The organism is Stenotrophomonas sp. 3diitr2024, assembly GCF_042136455.1.
In the GTDB taxonomy this organism is placed as follows: Bacteria; Pseudomonadota; Gammaproteobacteria; order Xanthomonadales; family Xanthomonadaceae; genus Stenotrophomonas; species Stenotrophomonas sepilia.
This window is the reverse complement of record NZ_JBHHMJ010000180.1, coordinates 1-3,295: the sequence shown is the minus strand read 5'-3', so window position 1 is coordinate 3,295 and position 3,295 is coordinate 1. Positions and strand designations below refer to the sequence as shown.

3 protein-coding genes are annotated in these 3,295 nt (G+C 67.2%); all 3 read left to right on the top strand.

From position 1 onward, the window contains the following. The first annotated feature begins 79 nt into the window (after positions 1-79). Positions 80-2,152, top strand: coding sequence for a methionine--tRNA ligase (metG, locus tag ABGA94_RS04275; protein ID WP_375366487.1), 2,073 nt, complete (start codon positions 80-82; stop codon positions 2,150-2,152). A 78-nt stretch (positions 2,153-2,230) separates the two neighbouring features. After that, positions 2,231-2,821 (top strand): HAD family hydrolase, encoded by a 591-nt coding sequence (locus tag ABGA94_RS04270; RefSeq protein ID WP_005418147.1) that lies wholly within the window; start codon positions 2,231-2,233, stop codon positions 2,819-2,821. 24 nt (positions 2,822-2,845) lie between these two features. Next, positions 2,846-3,259, top strand: a complete 414-nt coding sequence (rnfB, locus tag ABGA94_RS04265; RefSeq protein ID WP_005418154.1) for an Rnf electron transport complex subunit RnfB — start codon at positions 2,846-2,848, stop codon at positions 3,257-3,259. The last annotated feature ends 36 nt before the right edge of the window (positions 3,260-3,295 follow it).

The window sequence follows — 3,295 nt, the reverse complement described above, 5'->3', positions numbered from 1 at the left end:
ACTGAGACCCGGCCCCGGCCGGGTCACGTCGTTGCGGGCATGCGATAATCTGCGGTTCCCCTCGGATCCACCCGCGACCATGACCCGTACCGCGCTCGTCACCACCGCCCTGCCCTACGCCAACGGCCCGCTGCACCTGGGCCACCTGGTCGGCTACATCCAGGCTGACATCTGGGTACGTGCGCGGCGAATGAGCGGCGGCAGGACCTGGTTCGTCTGCGCCGATGACACTCACGGCACACCGATCATGCTGGCCGCGGAAAAGGCCGGGGTCACCCCGGAAACCTTCATCGCCAACATCCAGGCCAGCCACGAACGTGACTTCGCCGCCTTCGGCGTGGCCTTCGACCACTACGACTCGACCAATTCGGCGGCCAACAAGGCGTTGACCGAGCAGTTCTACCTGAAGCTGGAAGCGGCCGGCCACATCAGCCGCCGTTCGGTCGCGCAGTTCTACGACCCGGCCAAGGGCATGTTCCTGCCCGACCGCTACGTCAAGGGCATCTGTCCGAACTGCGGCAGTCCCGACCAGTACGGCGACAACTGCGAAGTCTGCGGCGCGACCTACGCACCGACCGACCTGAAGGAACCGCGTTCGGTCATCTCCGGTGCCACGCCGGAAATGCGCGATTCGGAGCACTTCTTCTTCGAGGTGGGTCACTTCGATGCGTTCCTGCGCGAATGGCTGGCCGGCGATGTCGCCCTGCCGGGCGTGAAGGCCAAGCTGGGCGAGTGGCTCAATGCCGAGGGTGGCCTGCGCGCGTGGGACATCTCGCGCGATGCGCCGTACTTCGGCTTCCAGATTCCCGGCCAGCCGGGCAAGTACTTCTATGTCTGGCTGGATGCACCAATCGGCTACCTGTCCAGCTTCCAGACCCTGTGCGGCAGGATCGGTGAGGACTTCGAAGCGCACCTGCGTGCCGGCACCGCCACCGAACTGCACCACTTCATCGGCAAGGACATCGTCAACTTCCATGGCCTGTTCTGGCCGGCGGTACTGCACGGAACCGGCCACCGCGCGCCGACCCGCCTGCACGTCAACGGCTACCTGACCGTGGACGGCGCCAAGATGAGCAAGTCGCGCGGCACCTTCGTGATGGCCCGTACCTTCCTCGATGCCGGCCTGGAGCCGGAAGCGCTGCGCTACTACTACGCCGCCAAGTCCGGCGGTGGCGTCGACGATCTCGACCTGAACCTGGGCGACTTCATCGCCCGCGTCAACGCCGACCTGGTCGGCAAGTTCGTCAACCTGGCCAGCCGCTGCGCCGGCTTCATCAGCAAGCGCTTCGACGGCCAGCTGGCCGCTCAGCTGCCCGACGCGGCGCAGTACCAGCGCTTCGTCGATGGGCTGGCGCCGATCCGTGAAGCCTACGAGCGCAACGACCCGGCTGCGGCGATCCGCTTGACCATGACCCTGGCCGACGAAGCCAACCGCTACATCGACGACGTCAAGCCGTGGGTCATCGCCAAGCAGGAAGGCGCCGATGCGCAGCTGCAGGCCGTGTGCAGCCAGGGCCTGAACCTGTTCCGCGTGCTGGTCACCGCCCTGAAGCCGGTGCTGCCGGCCACCGCCGCGCAGGCCGAGGCCTTCCTGGCCGCGCCGGTGAACGACTGGACCGAGCTGGCGCAACCGCTGCTGGAACACCGCATCACCGAGTACACCCCGCTGTTCACCCGTATTGACCCGAAGAAGATTGACGCCATGATCGACGCCTCCAAGGACACCCTGCAGCCGGCGGCTGCCGCTGCCCCCGCTGCCAAGCCGGCCGCCCCGGCCCCGGCCCCGGCCAAGGACGAAGCAAAGAGCGCCGACGCGCCGGCCTACATCGGCATCGACGATTTCGCCAAGCTCGACCTGCGCATCGGCAAGGTGCTGGTCTGCGAGTTCGTGGAAGGTTCGGACAAGCTGCTGCGCTTCGAACTGGACGCCGGCGAGCTGGGCAAGCGTCAGATCTTCTCCGGCATCCGTGGCAGCTACGGCGAACCGGAGAAGCTGGTGGGTCGCAGCGTGGTATTCATCGCCAACCTGGCCCCGCGCAAGATGCGCTTCGGCCTGAGCGAAGGCATGATCCTGTCGGCCGGCTTCGACGGTGGCGCACTGGCGCTGCTGGACGCCGACAGCGGCGCGCAGCCGGGCATGCCGGTTCGCTGATGCCTGCAGCGGGCGTGGTTACGGCCACGCCCGCCGGCAGCTCCGGCCCCGGGAGGCAACGCGATGGGAAGCAACGCAATGGAACTGGCGCTGTTCGACTTCGACCACACCGTGACCACCTGCGATACCTATGGCCGCTTCCTGCGCCGCGTGGCCACCGCCGAACAGCTGGCACAGGCATGGTGGAAAGTCGGGCCGTGGCTGGCCGCGTACAGGTTGAAGCTGATCTCGGCCGAACGCATCCGTGCACGCGTCACCCGCCTGACCTTCAGTGACCGCCACAGCGATGACATCGCCACGCTGGCCGCAGGCTTCTCGCGCGAGTTCCTGCCCGACGTGGTGCGCCCGGAAATGCTGGAGCAGATCCGTTGGCACAAGGAACAGCAGCACACCGTCGTGATCGTGTCCGGCTCGCTGGACCTGTACCTGCGGCCGTGGTGCGAGCAGCTGGGCCTGCAGCTGATCTGCAACCGGCTGGAAAGCCAGGACGGCCGCCTGACCGGCCGTTACGCTGGTGGCGACTGCGGCCCGCGCAAGGTCGAGCACATCCGCCGCCAGTTCGATCTGTCGCGCTACGTGCGCATCCATGCCTACGGTGACAGTTCCGAAGACAAGCCGATGCTGGCGCTGGCCCACGAGCGCTGGTTCCGCGGCAAGCCCCTGAAATAACCCAACGCGCAGCCTTCGCCACGCATGAGCCTGATCCCGCCCCTGACCGAACGCCTCGACCGCCTGCTGCCGCAGACCCAATGCGGGCAATGCGGCTATGACGGCTGCCGCCCGTACGCGCAGGCAATGGCACGTGGCGAGGCCGGTGTGGACCGCTGCCCGCCGGGTGGCGACGCCGGTGCACGGGCGCTGGCACAGGTGCTCGGCGTACCGGCGATTCCGTTCGATCGTTCGCGCGGCGAGCACAAGGCGGCCCAGGTGGCGTTGATCGTCGAAGCCGACTGCATCGGCTGCACCAAGTGCATCCAGGCCTGCCCGGTGGACGCCATCGTCGGCGGCGCCAAATACATGCACACGGTCATTGCCGACCTGTGCACCGGCTGCGAGCTGTGCATCCCGCCGTGCCCGGTGGATTGCATCGAGCTGGTGCGCCTGTAACAGGGGTCAGATCCCTTTCCGCAGGAAAGGGATCTG